Below are 18,339 nucleotides of genomic sequence, written 5' to 3'. Positions count from 1 at the left end.
ACGGAGCGGGTTCGATCAGCTTGGCCGAGTCCGGCGCCAAGTCAAGAGTCGCCTTCCGCGCGAGCGATTTCGGCGCGCATTCCCGCGACCAGCGCCTCGGCGAAACGGTTCAGCCGGTCGGACTTGCGGTCGTCCTCGGGGCGGATCAGCCAGAACGCCCGGCTGAGCGCCACCTGATCGGGCAGCACCCGGCGCAGGCCCGGCCCGAAGCGCATGGCGAAATCATGCACCACCCCGACCCCGAGCGCCCGCACCAGATAGTTGAACTGCACCATCACCGAATTCGAGGCGAAGCTGACCCTGGGGTTGCCGATCTCGGCCAGGTAGTCGAGCTCGGGATCGGCGATCATGTCCTGGATATAGCCGACGATCCGGTGCGACTGGAGATCGGCGATGCTGGTGATCTTCGGGTTCTGACGCAGATAGCGCCGCGAGGCCGCCAGGTGCAGGTGATAATCGGTGATCTTTTGCACCGTCAGCCGGCCCGAAGCCGGAGGGCTGACGGCAATCGCCATATCGGCCTCGCGTTTCGACAGGTTGGCGACCCGCGGCAGCGCCACGACCTGTATGTCGAGCCCGGGATGCGCGTCCATGATCGCGGCGCAGACCTGTGGCAGAAGGAAATTGGCACAGCCGTCCGGGGCTCCGATCCGGATCGTGCCCGACAGCCCGCCGCCCTTGCCCCGCATCTCGTCGGCAGCAGCCTTGGCAGCGGCTTCGGCGGCTTCGGCATGCGGCAGCAGGCGCGCCCCGGCCTCGGTCAGTTCGTAGCCCTGCGGCGACTTGGTGAACAGCGGCTGGGCAAGTTCCTCTTCCAGCCGCTGCACCCGGCGGCCGACCGTCGCGGGGTCGAGCTTCAGCGCCCGCCCGGCGCCCGACAGGCTTTCGGCCCGGGCCACGGAAAGGAAAATCCGCAAGTCATCCCACTGCGCGCTCATCTTCACCGCCCCATTTCCGCAAAGCCCTTTTGTCAAACTGCCGCTTTCATGGGCGTCGATGCAAGGCTAGGCTGCCGGCGAACGCTCAGAATTCCTTGGGAGGACCCGATGCAAGAACTCACCCATTTCCTGAACGGCGCGCCGGTCAAGGGCGGCTCGGGCCGCTTCGGCGATGTCTTCAACCCGGCCACCGGCGAGGTTCAGGCGAGGGTTCCCCTGGCCTCCAGGGACGAGGTCGATCGCGCCATTGCCGATGCCGCCGCCGCGCAGCCGGCCTGGGGCGCCACCAACCCGCAACGCCGTGGCCGGGTGATGATGGCCTTCGTCCAGCTTCTGAACCGCGACATGGACAAGCTGGCCGAAGCGCTGAGCCGCGAGCATGGCAAGACCTTCCCCGACGCCAAGGGCGATGTGCAGCGCGGGCTGGAAGTGATCGAATACTGCATCGGCGCGGCGCAGATGCTGAAGGGCGAATATACCGACAACGCCGGGCCGGGGATCGACATGTATTCGATGCGCCAGCCGCTGGGCGTGGTGGCGGGGATCACCCCGTTCAATTTCCCGGCGATGATCCCGATGTGGAAAATGGGCCCGGCGCTGGCCTCGGGCAATGCCTTCATCCTGAAACCCTCCGAGCGCGACCCCTCGGTGCCCTTGATGCTGGCGGAACTGCTGAAAGAGGCCGGCCTGCCGGATGGCGTCCTGCAGGTCGTCAACGGCGACAAGGAAGCGGTGGACGCGATCCTGGAGAACGAGACGGTGCAGGCGGTGGGCTTTGTCGGCTCGACCCCGATCGCCTCGTATATCTATGCCAAGGGCTGCGCCAACGGCAAACGGGTGCAATGTTTCGGCGGCGCCAAGAACCACATGATCGTGATGCCCGACGCCGATCTGGATCAGGCGGCGGATGCGCTGATCGGGGCCGGATATGGCGCGGCGGGCGAGCGCTGCATGGCGATCTCGGTGGCGGTGCCGGTGGGCGAGAAGACCGCCGACGCGCTGATCGAAAGGCTGGTTCCGCGGATCGAGAAGCTGAAGGTCGGCCCCTATACCGCCGGCGACGATGTCGATTACGGCCCGGTCGTGACCGCCGCCGCCAAGGCCAATATCCACCGGCTGGTGCAATCGGGCATCGACCAGGGCGCCGAACTGGTGGTCGATGGCCGCGACTTCAAGCTGCAGGGCTATGAAAACGGCTTCTTCGTCGGCCCGCATCTGTTCGACCGGGTGACGAAGGACATGGATATCTACAAGACCGAGATCTTCGGCCCGGTCCTGTCCACCGTGCGCGCCAGGAGCTATGAGGAGGCCCTGGGCCTGGCGATGGACCACGAATACGGCAACGGCACCGCGATCTTCACCCGCGACGGCGACACCGCCCGCGATTTCGCCAACCGGGTCAACATCGGCATGGTCGGGATCAACGTGCCGATCCCGGTGCCTCTGGCCTATCACACCTTCGGCGGCTGGAAGAAATCCGGCTTCGGCGACCTGAACCAGCACGGGCCCGACGCCTTCCGATTCTATACCCGCACCAAGACGGTGACCTCGCGCTGGCCCTCGGGGCTGAAAGAGGGCGGCGAGTTCCACTTCAAGGCGATGGACTGATCAAGACGGGCTGCCCTGCCGGCTGCCCGCGCCAGCGGCATCGGGCACCGGGCCGCAGCCGGAACGAAAAAAAAGGGCGGTGATTTCTCACCGCCCTTTTCAATAATCGTCTTCGAAAGCTCAGGCGGCTTTCTTGGCCTTGCGGCGACGCAGAGCGCCAAGCCCGCCAAGCGCACCCACCAGCAGCAGGCCACCGGCCGGCAGCGGGACGGAAGCGACCGTCATCGAGCGGAGCGTGAAGGCGTCATTGCCGACATACCAGTCTTCCTTTTTCAATTCGCCGCTAGCGCGGATCGAAAAGGACGAAACGTAGTTTTGTCCAACAACGATCGGGTTCGAAACTCCAGGACCGAAGTGAGAAAAGGAGCCACCGTTGATCGACAGTTCATAGTCGTCATAGCCATCCAGCAAGCCGAGGGTAAACTCGACCAGATTAACTGCATAGTTGAAAGTGATGGTCAGGGTTTCCGCGCTGAAAACGGGGAATCCGTCGATCTGGTCCGGATCGATGAGGTCCGGGTTGCCGTCCACGCCAAGACCATTGGAGGTCTGAGTGACCGAGCAGTTGGCATTGACAATGCCCGCAACCGAGCACGAAGCGGAAAACGGCCCGGTGTCCGGGTTGCCGAAGTCATAGGTGGTGGTCGCGGCATTCGCCCCGCCCGCCGCCGCAGCAAACAATCCGGCCGCTGCATGCCATGCTTTGATATTCAAGAGCCCCCTTCAGGTACCAGTCTTACCTTCCAAACATCACCATCCCGCAGACCAGACCCCGCGACATGGCGACGAACCGCAAAATGCAGTTAACTTCACATTATGCGGCGGAATCCGCACTGGGCAAGATCTTGCCGCCCCATTCTTGCGCTTCCACCGCGATTGTCATGAACATCGCCTTAAGCGTGCATTCACGAGGATTGAATCAACTCGGTTGCAGCGGCCCGCGCCGCGTCCGTAATCCGATCACCCGCCAGCATGCGTGCAATCTCGGTGATACGGTCGGATTGTTCGAGAACCGTCACCAATGACCGGGTCACTCCCGATTCGACCCGCTTTTCCACCCGCCAGTGATGCGCCGCACGCGCGGCGACCTGTGGCGAATGGGTCACGACCAGGACCTGCGAGCCCGCGGCCAGGACCTCCAGCCGCCGCCCGACCGCATCCGCCGTCGCGCCGCCGACACCGCGGTCGATCTCGTCGAAGATCATCGTCAGCCCCTCCGACCGCCCGGTCAGGCAGACCTTCAGCGCCAGAAGGAACCGCGACAGCTCGCCGCCCGAGGCGATCTTGTTCAGCGCCCCGGCCGGAGCGCCGGGATTGGTGGCGACGGTGAAGGTGACGGCATCGGCGCCTTCGGGGCCGGGCTCGGCGGCGGCGATCTCGGTCGAGAACACCGCCCGCTCCATCTTCAGCGGCGCCAGTTCGCGGGCCATCGCCTTGTCGAGCTTCCGCGCCGCCTTGGTCCGGGCCGAAGTCAGCGCCGCCGCCGCGGCCTCATAGGCCTGTTCCGCCTCGGTCAGACCCGCCTTCAACGCCGCCAGGTTGCCGGCCCCGCCGTCGAGCGCCGCCAGACGGGCCGAGAATTCCTCGGCCAGCGCCGGCAACTCGTCCGGGGCGACCGAATGCTTGCGCGCCAGGCCCCGGATCGCGAACAGGCGTTCCTCGACCCGCTCCAGTTCGCGGGGATCGAAAATTAGCTCTTCCAGCGCCCGGCTCACCGCCTGTTCGGCCTGGCCCAGCTCGTCCAGCGCCCGGCCGAGCGCGTCGATCGCCGGGGTCAGGACCTCGCCCGCCTCGCCCGCCGCCCCTTCCAACCAGCGCAGGGCGTCGATCATCGGGCCCTCGGCGCCCTCGTTGCCCAGGGCCTGATGCGCCCGGGTGATGTCCTCCCCGATCCGGGCAGCGCCCTGCATCAGCCGGCGACGCGCGTCCAGTTCGGCATCCTCGCCCGCTTCCGGCGCCAGCTCCTCCAACTCGGCGGCAGCATGGCGCAGGAAATCCTCCTCGGCCCGTTCCGCATCGAGCCGCGTCTCGGCTTCGACCAGCGCCTTGCGGGCCGCAGCCACCGCGCCCCAGGCAGAGCGGGTGGCGGCGATCAGCCCCGCGTTCCCGGCGAAATCGTCCAGCAACTGGCGATGCCCGCGCGGGTTGAGCAGGCCCCGGTCATCCTGCTGGCCATGCAGTTCCACCAGAACGTCCGAGAGCGCCCGCAGCACCTCGCCGCTGGTGCGCCGATCGTTCACATAGGCCGATTTGCGCCCGTCCGAGGAATTGACCCGCCGCAGGATCAACTCGTCCGAAACGGGCAGACCGGCCTCGGCCAGGATCGCCCGCGCCGGGTGGTCCGGCGTCAGCGCAAAGACCGCCACCACCTCCCCTTCACTGGCGCCGGGGCGAACCATCTCGGCCCGGCCGCGCCAGCCCAGCACGAAGCCCAGGGCATCGAGAAGGATCGACTTGCCGGCCCCGGTCTCGCCGGTCAGCACGTTCAGCCCGGGGCGCAGGGTCAGCGCCGCCCGGTCGATCAGGGCAATGTCACGAATGTCGAGCGAGAGCAGCATTTCAGCCCCGTTGGATGCGAATCCGCACGCACTGCCTGTTCAAGAAAGGTGCCTGCAAGCACCCACCCTACAACCACTCGCCCTTGATCACCTGCCGGTAGATCGCCGCCAGCCAGCTGTCGCCCTTGGCCTCCGGCTCCAGCCCCTGTCTCGTCAGCAGGCGGTAGCTGTCCTCGTAATAGGGTGTCGAGCGGAAGTTGTAGCCCAGGATCGCGCCCGCGGTCTGCGCCTCGTCGGTCAGGCCCAGCGAGAGATAGCTCTCGACCAGCCGGTGCAGCGCCTCGGCGGTGTGCGACGTGGTCTGATACTGTTCGACCACCACCCGGAAGCGGTTGATCGCTGCGGCATAATGCCCCCGCTTCAGGTAATAGCGGCCGATTTCCATCTCTTTCGCGGCGAGATGGTCGAAGGCCAGGTCGAACTTGAGAATCGCCGATTGGGCGTATTCGCTGTCGGGATATTCCTCGATCACCGCCCGCAGCGCCTGCAGCGCCTGGAAGGTCAGGCCCTGGTCGCGGCCGACATCGTCGATCTGATCGTAATAGCTGAGCGCCAGCAGATACTTGGCATAGGCCGCGTCTTCGTCGGCGGGGTAGAAGTCGATGTAACGCTGGGCACTGGCCCGCGCATTCTCGTAGTCGCGGTCCTTGTGATAGCTGTAGGCCTGCATGATCAGCGCGCGCTTGGACCATTCGGAATAGGGGTAGAGACGCTCGACCTCGCCGAAATACCTGGCCGCATCCTTGGCCTTGCCGCTTTCCAGCTCGTATTCGCCGCGCTTGTAGATCTCTTCGGCGGAGTATTCCTCCAGCGGCTTCCCGCGGTCACCGCTGCCGAACGCACCCGAGAAAGGTCCGCTGAACGACGAGCCGCCGCCGCAGGCCGCAAGAGTCATCGCCAGGCACAGCGCAACGGCCGACCGTCCCCCTGCCCGTCCCGATTTCCGCACCCGCTCACCCCATGAATGGCCTGTGCCGACCCCGTGGGGGCGGCATCCTTGGCGGTTGTCTAGCACAGATAATTCCGGTGCAAAACGCTCTTTGCACCCGGACCGCCGGCCGTCGCCTTCAGGCAACCGCCGCCAGATCGGCCCGCCCCACGCCGGCGCCGGGCAACCGGGCCGCCACGCCCGCGCCGCATGTCACCAGTTCCCAGGCCCCGGGCCGGGCGAAAAGCGCCCGCAACAGCCGGTTGGTCATCGCGTGACCGGCCCGCTCGCCCCTGTAGCGCGCCAGCAGCGGCGCCCCCGCCAGGGCCAGGTCGCCCAGGGCATCAAGCATCTTGTGGCGCACCGGTTCGTCACGGTGCCGCAGCCCGCCCGGCGACAGCACCCGATCGCCGTCGAAGACCACCGCGTTCGCCATGGTGCCGCCACGGGCCAGGCCGTTGGCCTGCATCCGCTCGACATCGGCCTGCCGGCAGAAGGTCCGGCTGTCGGCCAGCTCCCGCACGAAGGCGCCATTGGCCATCCGCAGTCGCTTCTGCTGACGGCCGATCGCGGCATCCACGAAGTCGATGGCAAAGTCGATTTCCAGCCCTTCGGCGGGATGCAGGCTCGCCTTGGCACCGTCCTGGCTGACCGTCACCGGCTCCAGCACCCGAATCGCCATGACCTCGGCCTGCTGTTCACGCAGGCCGCGCTTCAGGAAGCCCTGCACGAAGCGCGCCGAGGACCCGTCGAGGATCGGCACTTCCGGCCCGTCGATCTCGATCAGCGCATTCTGGATGCCGCAGCCGGCCAGCGCCGCCATCAGATGTTCGATGGTGGCGACACGGGCTCCGGCGCCATTGGCGATCTCGGTGCAGAGAGTCGTGCCGACGACCTGGTCCCAGCGGGCCGCGATCAGCGCATCGCCGGGAAGGTCGGCCCGGCGGAACCAGATGCCGTAGCCGGCCGAAGCCGGTTGCACGGTCATCCGCACCGCACGGCCGGAATGCAGGCCGGTGCCGACAAAGCCGACGGGTCCTTTGAGAGTGCGCTGCAATGTGTAGCCTCAGGGATCGTTTCTGCCACAACGAGATCCCGGATCCGCTGGTCGGGTTTCGTCACGGTTCAGTTAGGGAACCGCGCCGGGCAACACAATTCACTCTTTGCAACGACCTGTAACATCCCCGCCGCGATCCGGCAGGAATTCGCCGCAATCTCGAAGAAGGCAGGGCAACAGCCTGATATCAATAGAAAAAGGCCGGATTTCTCCGGCCCTGTCCTGTGTCTGTGTGGCGCCGGATCGGCGCGAATGTGAGCGGGCCTAGTTGGCCTGACGGCGCAGGAAGGCCGGAATTTCGATGCGCTCCTGCTCGGGCGACAGCTCTTCTTCGGCGCTCGGCTGGGCCTGCACCGGGGGCTGACGCCGGGTCACCGGGGCCTGCGTCGGGGCCGCCGCGGCGGGCCTGGCGCCTTCGGCATGGCCGGTCATCCGGTTGATCAGCGAGTTGATCCCGAAGCGCGGCTGACGGTCGCCCTGGTCGCCGGGCTGGGCCGCCGGGGCGGCGCCACGCGGCTCCTGCTGCGGCACCTTCTTCACCGCGGCCTGCAACCGGGCCAAGGCTTCCGGCGACGGCGAACCGGCGGGGCGCGCCTTGGGCGCGACGAAGCTGGCGGCCGAGGATTCGACCGGCGGCGTGGCCATCCGGGCGCGGCCCGGCTGATAGGCCGGCGGCGGCAGGTCGTCGGCCTGACCGGCCTCTTCCATCTGCTCCGGCTCGGCACTCGGCTCGAACGTGTTCTGCGGCTCGAGCTCCTGGAACAGGGTCGGCTCCTGGGCATCCTGGCCCGGCTGTGCCGGCGCGGCACCGCGGCGATCGGCTCCGGCCTGCGGGGCCGCTTCGGCATAGGCCGCGGCCGCCACTTCCGGCTTTTCGAAGACCGGCGCTTCGGCCAGTTCGGCCGGGTTCGCCAGCGGCTCGGCCAGACGGCGGCGCGGCACCGGCTGATCCTCGGCGCTGACCGAGGCGTCGATCCCGGTGGCAACCACCGAGACCCGGATGCAGCCTTCCATCGCCGTGTCCAGCGTCGAGCCGACGATGATGTTGGCATCGGCATCGACCTTGTCGCGGATGATGTTCGCGGCTTCGTCGAGTTCGAACAGCGTCAGGTCGTGGCCGCCGGTGATGTTGATCAGGACACCCTTGGCGCCGTTCAGGCTGATCTCGTCCAGCAGCGGGTTGGCGATCGCCTTTTCGGCAGCCATCTTGGCGCGGTCGTCGCCCTCGCCCTCGCCGGTGCCCATCATCGCCTTGCCCATCTCGTCCATCACCGCGCGGACGTCGGCGAAGTCGAGGTTGATCAGGCCGGGGCGCACCATCAGATCGGTGACGCCCTTGACGCCCTGGTAGAGCACGTCGTCGGCCAGCGCGAAAGCTTCGGTGAAGGTGGTGCGTTCGTTGGCCAGCCGGAACAGGTTCTGGTTCGGGATGATGATCAGCGTATCGACGACCTTCTGCAGGGCCTCGATGCCTTCATCGGCCTGGCGCATCCGCTTGACGCCCTCGAACTGGAACGGCTTGGTGACGACGCCGACGGTCAGCACGCCCAGCTCGCGGGCCGCCTGGGCGATGATCGGCGCGGCGCCGGTCCCGGTGCCGCCGCCCATCCCGGCGGTGATGAAGCACATATGCGCCCCGGCCAGGTGGTCGATGATCTCTTCGATGGTCTCTTCGGCAGCGGTGGCGCCGACCGTCGGGCGGGCGCCGGCGCCCAGACCTTCGGTCGCCTTGACGCCCATCTGGATGCGGGCTTCGGCGCGGCTCTGGCTCAGCGCCTGCGCGTCGGTGTTCGCGACGACGAATTCCACTCCGTCGAGCTGCTTCTCGATCATGTTGTTGACGGCATTGCCGCCGGCCCCGCCTACGCCGAACACCGTAATGCGCGGCTTCAGATCCTGCTCCTGGGTCGGCATGGTGAGGTTCAAGGTCATCTGATCTGTCCGCCTGCTGCTGTTGACGCCAGGCCCACCCCGGCCCGGCCCTTTGTTTGTGCTGACTTTATCGGTTTCAGCTTACCCCGTCACGCGAAAAACACATATCTGCCACAAAATCTGGTGGGCCACAAAATTGCCATACGCGGGATTTCGCCCAAAACTCCAGATGTAGCGTTTACCAGTTGTCTCTGAACCATCGAACCGCCCTCTTGAGCGATCGGGCCGGGTAGCGTTCGACGGGAATCTCGAAGTCCCACCATTCGTCCTGCGGATGCGCGGCGAAAAGACACAGCCCGACCGCGCTGGCAAAGGCCGCGCCGGTCATCGCCTGTGGCAGCCCCTGGACCCGCAGCGGCCGTCCGATTCGAACCTTCTGGCCGAGGATCTTCGGCGCCAGCCCGTCGAGCCCCGGAATCTGGCTGGCTCCGCCGGTCAGCACCACCTGCTGGCTCGGCAGATGCTCGAATCCCGCCGCGTCCAGCCTGGCCCTCACGTCGTCGAGAATCTCCTCGACCCGCGGCCGCATGATCCCGATCAGTTCCGAGCGGCTGATGGTGCGCCGGTCGCGCTCCCAGTCTCCGGTCTCGCCGCCGATCTCGATCATCTCGCGGTCGTCCATCCCGGTGGCCACGACGCCGCCATAGAAGGTCTTGATCCGCTCGGCGGTGGCAAAGGGCACCTGCAGCCCCTTCGAGATGTCGCCGGTGACATGGCACCCGCCCAACCGCACCGAGTCGGCATAGATCATGTGTTTCTTGATGAAGATCGAGACCCCGGTGGTGCCGCCGCCCATGTCGATGCAGGCGGCGCCCAGTTCCTGCTCGTCCTCGACCAGGCTCGACATCCCCGAGACATAGGCCGACGAGGCGATCCCGGCCAATTCCAGATCGCAGCGCTTGATGCAGTGGATCAGGTTCTGGATCACGCATTGATCGACGGTCAGCAGGTGCATGTCCACCGACAGCCGGTTGCCGCGATGGCTGCGCGGGTCCTCGATGCCGGTGCGGTGGTCGATCGAGAAATTGACCGGCTGGGCATGGATCACCTCGCGGCCCTCGCCATAGGGCGGCACCTCGCAGGCCGCCATGACCCGCGCCACATCCTGGTCGCGGACCTGGCCGTCCTCCAGGTCCAGCGAACCGTCCAGCCCGTAGCTGCGCGGCTCGCCCCCCGAGAAGCTTGCGATGACGTGATCAACCCGCACATTGGCCATCTTCTGCGCCGCCTGCACCACCGTGCGCACCGCGCGTTCGGTCTCGGCCATGGCGTCGATCTCGCCGAATTTCACCCCGCGAGAGCGGGTGGTGGCGGCCCCGATCACCCGGAAGGCGCTCTGCCCCGCCATCCGACCGACCCCGTCCGAGGCGCCCTCGTCATGGGTCGGGTCGAATCGCAGCACCAGGCAGGCGATCTTCGATGTGCCCAGGTCCAGAACCGCCACGACGCCCCTCTGAATGGCCGCCTTGCGCATGTTCCGCATGGCACGTTGCGATTGATAGAGGTCGGTCATGGTCTGGCGGCTCCTGACAAGGCGGCGGAAGTCTGACGATAGGTCTCGGCGGCGGGGGCATTCAGCCGGACCGTGGCGCGCTGCGGATTGCGCAGGTCCACCGCGGTGATGTCGCGGTCGAGAAGGTCCTGCGCCTGATGCAGGGCGATGATCTGTTCCAGGGCGCTCACCGGGTCCCGATCCGGCAGCATGAGCCGGATCGACGGCTCGACGACCACGTCCCAACGGCGCTCGCCGACACGGATCAGCCCCCGGATACGGTCCCGGATCGGCCCGGCGACGGCCAGGAGCTCCAGCGCCTGGCGCACATGCTTGTCGGCCCCTTCGCCGACGATCAGCGGCAGGTCGGGCCGTTCCAGCCGCGACAGCAGCGGCGCGACCGGGTGGCCGGTGCTGTCCAGCGTGCCGATGCCCTTGGCCGAGCGCCAGATCACCACCGGCTGGCGTTCGGTCACCGCGACCTCCAGCACCCCGCCCTTGCGGATATGCAGCTGCGCCGATTCCACCGCGTCCAGCTCGTGCAGGCTGGCTTGCATCGCCTCCAGATCCATCTCGAAGGACGACAGCGGCAGGCGCAGACCCAGCTTCTGGCGGATCTGGTCGGCGGTCCCCGGCGAGGCGCCCTCGATCCGCATCATCTGCACCATGAATTCCGGCCGCTCGGCGATCGACTGGCGCAGCCCCTCGGCCCAGTCGGTGACCGCGGCGCGATGAGCCTCGTCGTGAAACCAGATGCCGATGCCCAGCACCACCGCGAAGATCGGCAGCCCGCGCCGCAGCAGCGCCCGGAACAGCGGCGTCAGCCAAAGCCGGTGCAGCCGGTAGACCACCCGGCTCGGCGCCGGGTCGCGGCGCGGCGCCGACGTCCCCGCCGGCTTGGCCGGGGTCCGGCTCAGCACCGGCTCGATCCGGCCCTGCCCGGCCTCTCTCCCCGCGGCGGCCTCTGGGGTCGGCCCCACCAGCCGCGCCCGTGCCCGGCTGCCAAGCCAGCCCGGCCGGGTCGCCCGCAATGTCTCGTCCGGCGCGCTCATCCGGCCTCCTTCGGGGCCTGCCCCTGTGGTGCCATCCGGCGGCACATGTCGCGGCCCCGGCGATGCGTCAGCGGTCGCACGAGGCATCCTCCACGATCATCCGGCACAGTTCGGGAAAGCTGATCCCCGCCTTCGCCGCCTGTTCCGGCGCCAGCGAGGTCGGGGTCATCCCCGGCTGGGTGTTGATCTCGAGCAGGATCAGCCCGTCGAGACCCCGGCTCTCGTCCCAGCGGAAATCGGTGCGGCTCAGCCCCCGGCAACCGATCGCGGCATGGGCCCGGGTGGCATAGTCGAGACAGGCGGCGGTGATCTGTTCGGGAATGTCGGCGGGCACCACATGGCGCGAGCCGCCCTCGGCATATTTGGCGTGATAGTCGTACCAGCCGTCACTGTAGATATCGGTCACGTTCAGCGGCTTGCCCGACAGCACCGCGCAGGTCAGTTCACGGCCCGGCGCATAGGCTTCGACCATCACCACCTCGGGCAGCGACTCGTCCAGCTGCGGCGGGCCGTCGGCCGCCTCCTGCACGATATGGACCCCGACCGACGAGCCCTCGGCATTCGGCTTCACCACATAGGGCGGCGGCAGCACGTGATACGCCTCGACCTCGGCCTTGCAGGCCAGCCGGCTCTCGACCACCGGCAGACCGGCGGCGACGAAGGCGGCCTTGGATTTCTGCTTGTCCATCGCAAGGGCCGAGGCCAGCACCCCGGAATGCGTATAGGGCAGCCGCAGCCATTCCAGCAGCCCCTGCACGCAGCCATCCTCGCCCCAACGGCCATGCAACGCATTGAAGACGACATCAGGGCCGAGCGCCCGCAGCACCTCGGCCAGATCGACGCCCGCGTCGATCTCGGTCACCTGAAACCCTGCCACCCGCAGCGCGGCCGCGCATTCCCTGCCCGAGGACAAGGACACCTCGCGTTCCGCCGAGGTGCCGCCCATCAGTACCGCCACATGCGGGGTTGCCCTGCTCGACATACCCGCCTCGATTGCCTTTTCGGACCGTGTCTCCGGTCCTTTCCGCCTCAACAGGCCCTGTCTCGGACCCTTGTCATCCGCCCGGGCGACCTAAGCATCGCCCACGCGCATGATTTCCCATTCTAACGTGATCCCGGAGCATTCGGAAACCCTTTTTCGCACCTCTTCGCCCAATCCTTCCAGATCGGCGGCGCTGGCATCTCCGGTATTGGTCAGGAAGTTCGAATGTTTCGGGTTCATCAACGCCCCGCCGCGGGTGGCGCCGCGCATTCCGGCGTCGTCGATCAGCTTCCAGGCCTTCAGCTCATGGCTGTCGTCCGCCTGCCCGGTCGAGCTGAACCCGGCCGGGTTGCGGAAGGTCGAGCCGGCAGTGCGGTCCTTCACCGGCTGGGTCTCGTTCCGCCTGGCCAGCTGCGCCTCCATCCGCGCGTTCAATTCCTCCGGATCGCCGGTTTCGGCCCGGAAAACCGCCTCGACCAGCACCGCGTCCTCGGGCAGATCGCTCTGCCGATAGCGGAAGTTCATCTGCTCCGGCCCCAGCGTCACCACCTCGCCCGCCCGCGTCACCGCCACCGCCTCGACGAAATGATCCGCCGTATACGAGCCATAGCAGCCCGCGTTCATCCGCACCGCACCGCCGATGGTGCCGGGAATGGTGCGCAGGAAGGTCAGGTCCAGCCCCGCCGCCGCGGCCTTGCGCGCCACATGCGCGTCCAGCGCCGCCGCCCCGGCCCGCACCAGGGTGCCTTCGATCGTGATCCCGTTGAACCCGCGCCCCAGCCGCACCACCACCGCCCGGATGCCGCCATCGCGCACGATCAGATTGCTGCCGACTCCCATCGGGAACACCGGGACATCCGCGGGCAGGGCCTTGAGGAAATCGCTCAGATCGTCGAGATCGGCGGGCTGAAACAGGTAATCCGCCGGCCCGCCGACCCGCAGCCAGGTCAGATCGGCCAGCGGCCGGTCGGGAGTGAGAGTGCCTCGTGGGGTGGGGAGGGTCATGGGCGCTCGCTATCGCCGAATGCGGGGCGTTTCAATGGAACGTCGGGGGTCGGCCTATCGGCGCACGGCCGGGGACGACTACGGAGCACGTGCGGGCACGCGGCCCGGTGGCCTCGCCGCACCGCGATTTGATGTTCCGCCGAGCCGCGGCCACGCAAGCCTCAGGTCGCACCGCCCTTGCCCTTCCCGATCATCCAGCGCCAGAGATACCAGATCGGCCAGCGCAGGATGCTCGCCCCCGCCGCCAGCACGATCAGCCCGATCCAGGGGCCGTTGGTCCAGGTCACCCAGCCGACCAGCGGCACGCCCAGGGCGATCAGCAGATAGGCCGCGCGCCAGTGATAATCCTTGCTCGGCAACATCCCGATCAGGTTGGCGGCAATGGCCCAGACGCAGGCGAGGATCAGCGGCAGGCTCATGACCCGGCCCTCTCGGCAGGGCCTTCGTCTTCCGCGTCGCGGGCCTCGCGCGGCAGCATCCGCCGCATCGCCGGCGACAGATCGGACTCCGCCAGCCCCGGCGGCCGCGAGACCGGCAGGCCAAGCGCGCGGCGGACCAGGAAGATCAGCGGATAGCGGAACATCGACAGGAAGCCGAGCAGCCCCGCCACCGCCCACCAGGTGCCGTGCTCGCGGCCGATCCAGACCAGCAGCACCGGCGCCGCGACCAGCAGCGGAATCCCCGGCCAGGGCTGATAGCGCATCGGCAGCATCGCGGTCCCGGTCGCCACCAGGGCCCAGATGCAGGCAAGGATCAGCGGCAGACTCATGCCGCCTGTCCCCGCAGCCGCGCCGGCAACCCGTTCGCCCAGGCCGAGATCGTCCCGGCGCCGAGGCAGACCACGATGTCGCCGGGCCGCGCCTGTTCGCGCACCAGCCGTTCCAGGTCCTCTTCGTCGATCACCGCCCGGGCATGCCGATGGCCGTGCCGGATCAGCCCGGCGACCAGGTCGTCACGGTCGGCACCGGCAATCGGCGCCTCGCCGGCGGCATAGACCTCGGCAATCCCGACCACGTCGGCATCGTTGAAGCAGGTGCAGAAATCCTCGAACAGGTCGTGCAGCCGCGAATAGCGGTGCGGCTGATGCACCGCGATGACCCGGCCCGAACTGGCCTGCCGCGCCGCTTTCAGCACCGCCGCGATCTCGACCGGGTGATGGCCGTAATCGTCGATGATGGTGACGCCATCGACCTCGCCGACCTTGGTGAAGCGCCGGTTGACCCCGGCGAACCCGGCCAGGGCGCTGCGGATCTCGTCCTTCTTCATCCCCAGGTGCCGCGCCACCGCCACCGCCGCCAGCGCGTTCGAGACATTGTGGTCGCCCGGCATCGGCAGGGTGCAGCCCTCGATCACCTGATCCTCGTTGCGCAGCACGATGTCGAAATGCGCCACGCCCTTGTCATAGCGCAGCCCGGTCGCCGAGATGTCGGCCTGGGCGTTGAAGCCGAAGGTCACGACCCGGCGATCGGTGATCTTGCCGACCAGCGACTGCACCTCGGGGTGGTCGGTGCAGCAGACCGCCAGCCCGTAGAAAGGAATGTTCGACACGAAGTCCAGGAAGCCCTGCCGCAGGTTCTCGATGCTGCCCCAGTGCTCCATGTGCTCGGGGTCGATATTGGTCACGATGGCGATGGTCGCCGGCAGGCGGTTGAAGGTGCCGTCGCTTTCGTCGGCCTCGACCACCATCCATTCGCCCTGCCCCATCCGGGCGTTCGAGCCATAGGCGTGGATGATGCCGCCGTTGATCACCGTCGGATCCAGCCCGCCGGCATCCAGCAGCGTCGCCACCAGCGTCGTGGTGGTGGTCTTGCCATGGGTTCCGGCCACCGCGATGTTCGAGCGCAGCCGCATCAGCTCGGCCAGCATCTCGGCCCGGCGCACCACCGGCAGATGCCGGGTCCGGGCCTCGTCCAGCTCCGGGTTGCCGGGCTTGATGGCGCTGGAGATCACCACGACCTCGGCGCCCTCCAGATTGGCCGCCTTCTGGCCGATGAAGATACGCGCGCCCAGGCCTTCCAGCCGCTCGGTGATCTTCGACGGTTTCAGGTCCGAACCCTGCACCGAATAGCCGTGGTTCAGCAGCACCTCGGCGATGCCGGACATGCCGATGCCGCCGATGCCGACGAAATGAATGGGCCCGAGCTGGGTCGGGAGTTTGGTGGCCGCGTTCATGTCGTCCTTTCGGGGTCGGTAGTCTTGGTCTTGGGTCGGGCAAGTTCCTGCACCAGGTCGGCCAGGGTCTCGGCAGCGCCGGGCCTGCCCTGCGCCAGCGCCGCCTGCGCCATCTTCTGGGCCGCGGACGGATCGCTCAGGATCGCGGCGATATGGTCGGAAAGCGTCCCGGGATCAAGCCTGCTTTCCGGGATCAGCACCGCCGCCCCCGCGTCAACCAGCCCGCGGGCGTTGGCGCTCTGATGGTCTGCGGTGGCCGCGGCATAGGGGATCAGGATCGACGGCCGCCCGATCACCGAGATATCGGCGACCGACGAGGCCCCGGCCCGGCTGATCACCAGCTCGGCCTCGCTCATCCGGCGCGGCACGTCGTCGAAGAAGGGCGCGACCTCGGCCTCGATCCCGGCCCCGGCATAGAAGGCGGTGACGCGGTCGTGATCCTCGGGCCTCGCCTGCTGGGCGATGCGCAACCGGCGGCGCAGGTCATCCGGCAGGGCGGCAATCGCGGCCGGGACCACATCCGACAGGATCCGGGCCCCCTGCGAGCCGCCGATGACCAGCACCGACATCGGATTGTCGCCCGGAACCGTATAGGGAGAGCCGGCCTTCTCCAGCACCGCGGCGCGGACCGGATTGCCGGTGTGGACACCCTCGACCCCGGCCGGCAGGGCGGTCGGCCAGGTGCCGCAGGCAATCAGATCGACATGCGGGGCAAAGCGCGTGTTGACCCGGCCCAGGACGCCATTCTGCTCGTGGATCATGCTCGGCAGTTTCAGCAGCCATGCGGCCGCCAGCGCCGGGATCGAGGGGTAGCCGCCAAAGCCCACCACCACGGCCGGCCGATCGCGCTTCATCGCGCGGCGCGCCGACCAGGCCCCGGCGAACAGCCGGAACGGCACCGCCATCCGGGCCAGGCGGCCGCCGCGCGCCGGGGTGGCGCTGGCCACGACCTCGACCACCACAGGCGCCGGGAAGCCTCCGGCATAGCGGGCGCCGCGCGCATCGGTGGACAGTTTCACCCGCCAGCCCCGCGCCAGCATCACCTCGGCCAGGGCCTGCGCCGGGAACATGTGGCCACCGGTGCCGCCCGCCGCAATGACGAGAAGCGGCGCCGTCACAGGCTGCGCCTCGGCCGGGGCTCTTCGGCGGGCTCCAGCCAGACCCCGACGAAGCCCAGCCCCCTGCGCAGCAGCGGCGACAGCGACGCACGCGGCCGGGCGCGGCGGGCACGGGCCGGCTTCGGCGTCTTCGGTTCCGGCACCCAGTAGATCCCGATGAAGGCCAGTATGCGCTGCGCCACGCGAACCCGGTTCATCCTCGACGCCCCAGCAGATCCTCGATCCGGCCCTGTGGCCGGGTCCGGGTGAAGGCCAGTAACATGCCGACCGCGATTCCCCCCGCGATCAGGGACGAGCCGCCATAGCTGACGAAGGGCAGCGTCATCCCCTTGGCCGGCAGCAGCCGCACCGCGACGCCCATATTGATCATCGCCTGAACCCCGAACATGCAGGCCAGCCCGGTGCCCGCCAGCCGGATGAAGGGATCGCGCTCCTTGACCAGCCGCAGCAGCGAGCGGACCACCACGGTCGCGTAGAGCGTGATGATCAGCAGCACCAGGATCAGCCCGTATTCCTCGGCCGCCACCGCGATGATGAAATCGGTATGGGCATCGGGCAGCGACCACTTGACCTCGCCGCCACCGACGCCGACGCCGAAGAAACCGCCCTCCATGATCGCGTTGGTGGCATAGCCGATCTGGGTCCGCGGATCGACTTCCGGATTCAGGAAGCCGTCGATCCGGCGCGCGAAATGCTCGGAATGCTCATAGGCGAAGGTGCCGAGGATCGCCACGGCACCGGCCAGCGCGCCCAGCAGGGACACCGGCGCCCCGGCGACGAAATACATCACCCCCCAGCCGAACAGCACCAGCGCCGCCTGGCCGAAGTCGGGCTGCATCGCCAGGAAACCGACGATCACCATGGTCAGCACAAAGGAATAGAGCCGCCCCGGCGGTCCGTTCAGATCGAAACTCGCCGCCATCAGCCAGGCCGAGACGATCACGAAACCGGGTTTGAGGAACTCGGACGGCTGGACGCTGGCGAAGCCGAAGGAATACCAGCGCACCGCGCCCTTGCCGAAATCGGTCCCGGCCAGCGGCAACAGCAGCAGCGCCAGGAAGGCAAAGCAGAAGCCCACCACCCCCAGACGCCGCACGAGTTGCGGCGACATCATCGTGGTGGCGAACATCACCACCAGCGCCAGCGCCCCGAACTGGGCCTGCTTGGTCACGTAATAGAAGGCCGGAAGCCCGTTCTTTTCGGCCAGCGGCGGCGAGGCCGCCAGGCCAAGCAATATGCCGACGCCGAACAGCAGAAGGATCGCGGACAGCGACCATTTGTCGATCGTGCGCCACCATTTCGGAAGTACCGGCTCACCATCCCGCACGGGGATGGTGCCATAGGCCATCTCGGTCATCTGACTGTCTCACTGCCTCGGGTCGCCCGGGTTTGCCCCGGGTCTGGGGTCGAAGTGTAACGCAGACGGGGGCTTTTGGAAAGTCTCGATAGGGGTGCAAGACCCCCGCCCGGGCTTGATCGTTACCGGGCTTCCGGGAA

At 67.8% G+C, this 18,339-nt stretch carries 17 protein-coding genes; 1 reads left to right on the top strand and 16 read right to left on the bottom strand.

Features of this window, described 5'->3' with window-relative positions:
• Positions 1-41 precede the first annotated feature (41 nt).
• Positions 42-938: a LysR family transcriptional regulator gene (locus NUW50_RS13100; RefSeq protein ID WP_258289584.1), complete on the bottom strand. Its 897-nt coding sequence runs from the start codon at positions 936-938 to the stop codon at positions 42-44.
• 108 nt (positions 939-1,046) lie between these two features.
• Between NUW50_RS13100 and NUW50_RS13095 the strand changes: the two genes are divergently transcribed.
• A complete protein-coding gene (locus NUW50_RS13095; protein WP_258289583.1) occupies positions 1,047-2,546 on the top strand; it encodes a CoA-acylating methylmalonate-semialdehyde dehydrogenase in 1,500 nt (499 codons plus the stop codon).
• Positions 2,547-2,666: 120 nt separating this feature from the next.
• Here the strand turns inward: NUW50_RS13095 and NUW50_RS13090 are convergent, their stop codons facing one another.
• The 15 genes from NUW50_RS13090 to NUW50_RS13020 form a co-directional block, all read right to left on the bottom strand.
• Positions 2,667-3,260: a VPLPA-CTERM sorting domain-containing protein gene (locus tag NUW50_RS13090; RefSeq protein WP_258289582.1), complete on the bottom strand. Its 594-nt coding sequence runs from the start codon at positions 3,258-3,260 to the stop codon at positions 2,667-2,669.
• 191 nt (positions 3,261-3,451) lie between these two features.
• A complete protein-coding gene (gene recN, locus NUW50_RS13085; protein ID WP_258289581.1) occupies positions 3,452-5,104 on the bottom strand; it encodes a DNA repair protein RecN in 1,653 nt (550 codons plus the stop codon).
• 67 nt (positions 5,105-5,171) lie between these two features.
• On the bottom strand, positions 5,172-6,053 hold the full coding sequence (locus NUW50_RS13080; RefSeq protein WP_258289580.1) for an outer membrane protein assembly factor BamD: 882 nt from the start codon (positions 6,051-6,053) through the stop codon (positions 5,172-5,174).
• Positions 6,054-6,171: 118 nt separating this feature from the next.
• The gene (lpxC, locus tag NUW50_RS13075; RefSeq protein ID WP_258289579.1) at positions 6,172-7,089 is read right to left on the bottom strand and encodes a UDP-3-O-acyl-N-acetylglucosamine deacetylase; all 918 of its coding nucleotides are present in this window, start codon (positions 7,087-7,089) and stop codon (positions 6,172-6,174) included.
• A 264-nt stretch (positions 7,090-7,353) separates the two neighbouring features.
• Positions 7,354-9,021, bottom strand: a complete 1,668-nt coding sequence (ftsZ, locus tag NUW50_RS13070) for a cell division protein FtsZ (protein ID WP_258289578.1) — start codon at positions 9,019-9,021, stop codon at positions 7,354-7,356.
• 178 nt (positions 9,022-9,199) lie between these two features.
• Positions 9,200-10,534, bottom strand: a complete 1,335-nt coding sequence (ftsA, locus tag NUW50_RS13065; protein WP_258289577.1) for a cell division protein FtsA — start codon at positions 10,532-10,534, stop codon at positions 9,200-9,202.
• Entirely contained in the window at positions 10,531-11,565 is a 1,035-nt protein-coding gene (locus NUW50_RS13060; RefSeq protein ID WP_258289576.1) for a cell division protein FtsQ/DivIB, read from the bottom strand. Before NUW50_RS13060 ends, ftsA begins: the two co-directional genes overlap by 4 nt.
• A 67-nt stretch (positions 11,566-11,632) precedes the next feature.
• Positions 11,633-12,547 (bottom strand): D-alanine--D-alanine ligase, encoded by a 915-nt coding sequence (locus NUW50_RS13055; RefSeq protein ID WP_258289575.1) that lies wholly within the window; start codon positions 12,545-12,547, stop codon positions 11,633-11,635.
• A gap of 90 nt (positions 12,548-12,637) precedes the next feature.
• Positions 12,638-13,552 (bottom strand): UDP-N-acetylmuramate dehydrogenase, encoded by a 915-nt coding sequence (murB, locus tag NUW50_RS13050; protein ID WP_258289574.1) that lies wholly within the window; start codon positions 13,550-13,552, stop codon positions 12,638-12,640.
• A 161-nt stretch (positions 13,553-13,713) separates the two neighbouring features.
• The gene (locus tag NUW50_RS13045) at positions 13,714-13,971 is read right to left on the bottom strand and encodes a DUF2484 family protein (protein ID WP_258289573.1); all 258 of its coding nucleotides are present in this window, start codon (positions 13,969-13,971) and stop codon (positions 13,714-13,716) included.
• The gene (locus NUW50_RS13040; protein ID WP_258289572.1) at positions 13,968-14,321 is read right to left on the bottom strand and encodes a DUF2484 family protein; all 354 of its coding nucleotides are present in this window, start codon (positions 14,319-14,321) and stop codon (positions 13,968-13,970) included. Before NUW50_RS13040 ends, NUW50_RS13045 begins: the two co-directional genes overlap by 4 nt.
• Positions 14,318-15,724, bottom strand: coding sequence for a UDP-N-acetylmuramate--L-alanine ligase (gene murC, locus NUW50_RS13035; protein ID WP_258289571.1), 1,407 nt, complete (start codon positions 15,722-15,724; stop codon positions 14,318-14,320). The genes NUW50_RS13040 and murC overlap by 4 nt, the downstream gene beginning before the upstream one ends.
• Entirely contained in the window at positions 15,721-16,842 is a 1,122-nt protein-coding gene (locus NUW50_RS13030; RefSeq protein WP_258289570.1) for a UDP-N-acetylglucosamine--N-acetylmuramyl-(pentapeptide) pyrophosphoryl-undecaprenol N-acetylglucosamine transferase, read from the bottom strand. The genes murC and NUW50_RS13030 overlap by 4 nt, the downstream gene beginning before the upstream one ends.
• Positions 16,839-17,039 carry a hypothetical protein gene (locus NUW50_RS13025; protein WP_258289569.1) on the bottom strand — a complete coding sequence of 67 codons (201 nt, stop codon included), beginning with the start codon at positions 17,037-17,039 and terminating at the stop codon, positions 16,839-16,841. The genes NUW50_RS13030 and NUW50_RS13025 overlap by 4 nt, the downstream gene beginning before the upstream one ends.
• Positions 17,036-18,199: a peptidoglycan glycosyltransferase FtsW gene (locus NUW50_RS13020; RefSeq protein WP_258289568.1), complete on the bottom strand. Its 1,164-nt coding sequence runs from the start codon at positions 18,197-18,199 to the stop codon at positions 17,036-17,038. Before NUW50_RS13020 ends, NUW50_RS13025 begins: the two co-directional genes overlap by 4 nt.
• Positions 18,200-18,339 lie beyond the last annotated feature (140 nt).

The sequence above is a fragment of the Frigidibacter sp. ROC022 genome, from assembly GCF_024723735.1.
GTDB lineage: Bacteria > Pseudomonadota > Alphaproteobacteria > Rhodobacterales > Rhodobacteraceae > SLM-1.
Note: the sequence above shows the minus strand (reverse complement) of the source record. Positions and strands in the feature narration are given on the sequence as shown.